This is a genomic window from Candidatus Zixiibacteriota bacterium, from assembly GCA_026397505.1.
GTDB lineage: Bacteria > Zixibacteria > MSB-5A5 > GN15 > PGXB01 > JAPLUR01.
Genome location: JAPLUR010000135.1, coordinates 1 through 2,042 on the forward strand (window position 1 = coordinate 1; position 2,042 = coordinate 2,042).

3 protein-coding genes are annotated in these 2,042 nt (G+C 51.5%); 1 reads left to right on the plus strand and 2 read right to left on the minus strand.

The genetic code is table 11. The features are described from left to right. Positions 1-205 (plus strand): hypothetical protein (locus tag NT002_14250; protein ID MCX6830424.1); only part of this gene is annotated, 205 nt, incomplete at its 5' end. Positions 206-233: 28 nt separating this feature from the next. Here the strand turns inward: NT002_14250 and NT002_14255 are convergent. Both NT002_14255 and NT002_14260 read right to left on the minus strand, forming a co-directional pair. Next, positions 234-1,343: a hypothetical protein gene (locus tag NT002_14255; GenBank protein MCX6830425.1), complete on the minus strand. Its 1,110-nt coding sequence runs from the start codon at positions 1,341-1,343 to the stop codon at positions 234-236. An 86-nt stretch (positions 1,344-1,429) separates the two neighbouring features. Continuing rightward, a partial coding sequence (locus NT002_14260) for a SpoIID/LytB domain-containing protein (protein MCX6830426.1) occupies positions 1,430-2,042 on the minus strand: 613 nt, incomplete at its 5' end.

Sequence of the window (2,042 nt, forward strand, 5' to 3'; positions counted from 1 at the left end):
CCTCCTGGAAAAAGCCGGAGGGGCTCTGACTTATTCTTCGGGACACCCCGAGCAGCTGGCCGAGATTGTCCGCGCCCTGTATAATAAGAAGATCGACGGTGATGAACTGGGCAAGCGTTATCATAACTATGTCACCAGCCACCATACGCGCGAAAAATGGGCCCAGCGATATCTCAATCTTCTCGAATCTATCAAGAAGACCTGAACCACTCACCCCATTGATTTTTAGATAATCACCGATAGAGGGATAATACTGTCCCGCCAAAAAGATCGCTTATTTTTTCTTTTTCTTCTTCACGCCAGACGATTACCATGAGCTTGTCGTTCGGGATTTTTCTAAGGTCAAATTCTCCGATATGGCGATATTCCTTTTCCGGCATCCAGAAGCCTCTGATGCCGATGCTCTGGAAATAAGGTTTGTGCTCTTCCTCGAGATATCGGTACATATCCGGATGGCCGTAAAATACTTTTTTGATTCCTGTTTCTGCGGCCAGTTTTTTTTCAACGGCGATTCCATACGGCTCAAAGGTCATTTCCTGAAAACGGGCCCGCCATTGCATCAGGCCGGCCGCCTCCGATGGTTTCAGGGCCGAGAAGGCTACGGCCGGAAATCCCTTGCGGTGGTGACGAAATGATGCCCGGATTTTTCTTTCTTCCAGAATGCGGCACAAAGTATCCAATCCCGAACGGGGATAAGTATCTATTGCTTGGACGATCGCTTCATAGTAATCACACCATCTCTCACCGGGCCAGGGGGTATGACTGCTCTTAGTCCAGTGAATAAGATAATTATCAAGCAGGGCATCCATCTCCCGATTGACTTTTTGCGGTTCTATTTCCAGCTTGATATGCCGCGGCGCTGCCTGATACGGCACGCGGAAGCTATCCTCAACGATTTTCTGTCCGGAAATATCAAACAAGAGCCGTTCCATATTGCCGCCCGGACGGATGGAGACCGGATAGACAATATCGGCTTCATTCAGAATCAATCGGTCCCGCCGTAATGGAAGATCGCGGGGATCATTGGCCGATTCGCCGATTTCGATTACGCGCCATTCTACTGTCTCTTCCACGAGACAAAACTGCTCGGAGCAGAATTTCTGCATGGCGGGAATTGTCTCGCCGCGTCCCAAGGGAATAAAAATCTTCTGAGATAATTTATCTCTGGCAGCGAGAAAAAGCGGCAGCTCAAAGCCGGATATGCCGACCGAGGTCAGAATAGTACAGCCGCGCAAGGAAGCCGCCTGCACGGCGCGGGCGGTGCTGACTATCCAGGGGTCGTTCCCTACCGGTCGTCTCCCCTGCCGAGAATTAAGAATGACTGTCTTTGGACGATTTTCCATATCCTTCCGGAAATATAGGGAAACACCGACCAGGAGACATTAAAATATTTCGAATGTTATATGGGATTTCCGGAATCCTGCCGGGATCAATACAGCTTGACCAGTCGGGTATTATTATAGTAGAAGGGCAGGATCTGGTCGAATTTTATTCCTTTGCGGGCCATTCCGAGCGCCCCGCACTGACACATTCCGACACCATGGCCGTACCCGCCGCCGACCAGTTCGGCCCGGGTCAGTCTCCCGGCCGTGTCATGTTCGGTGATAACATCAAAGCGGGCCGACTGCAGAATCATTTCCGGATTGGAGGAACGCTTGAAAACCCAGCGGACACGGTCTTTACCGAAAGTGTAGTTGCGTTCGGCAGTTTTCACGACCAGTCCGGCCACCCGCCCGCCGGTGGTTCGGGAGGTCACTTTGATATCCAGAATATCGCCCATTTGTATTTCGCGCCCCCGCTCGGCCGAGAGAAACTGCTCGAGGCGCATCTTCAGTTGTTGTGCCGTGAATGATTCTTTCCATTGAAAATACTTCGACCAGTTGCAGATGCCGCTGTCGTCGACCGCCTTGAGGTACGGCGCGGCCGGTTTGTCCCAGACCTCCTCGATATCATCGGTATACCCGCCGCAGGTGGAATGGTAATAGGCGTTGATAAGATTATCCTCATACTTGATAACGATACCGCGGGTGTCATCGACCGCC